General features: G+C 37.6%; 1 pseudogene. It reads left to right on the top strand.

Annotated elements, in window-relative coordinates:
- A pseudogene (locus tag Q1A70_RS20570) lies at nucleotides 1-102 on the top strand (IS5/IS1182 family transposase); the annotation flags it as partial.
- Nucleotides 103-354: the final 252 nt, after the last annotated feature.

The following is a 354-nucleotide window of genomic DNA, read 5'->3' as shown; positions in this document are numbered from 1 at the left end:
CATTATCGAGCTATTTCAAGTAGATATGACAAGTTAGAAAGGAATTATGCCAGCATGCTATCGCTGGCATTCATGTTGATGTGGCTACCGATGTATTGTTGAACGCGAAATGTACAGCAAAGATCAACACGCCCTAATAACCAATACTTAGGGGACTTTCTTCGTTGAGAATTTACGCATATTTAACGTAACGTCACTTAGTACGACACAAACCAACCTTTTTGCGAGAGCCTCTTAATCATTGCTGCAATGGTTAAGAGGCTCTTTTAATAAGTGTCCATAAAGGTGTAATTTTCGTTGATTCGGTATGGTTTTTACCTGAATTTAAAAAATGTTGCTTTTCGATGATAGTAC

It is taken from the genome of uncultured Vibrio sp. (genome assembly GCF_947488985.1).
In the GTDB taxonomy this organism is placed as follows: Bacteria; Pseudomonadota; Gammaproteobacteria; order Enterobacterales; family Vibrionaceae; genus Vibrio.
The sequence above is the reverse complement of the archived record's forward strand: the minus strand, read 5'-3'. Positions and strand labels throughout refer to the sequence as shown.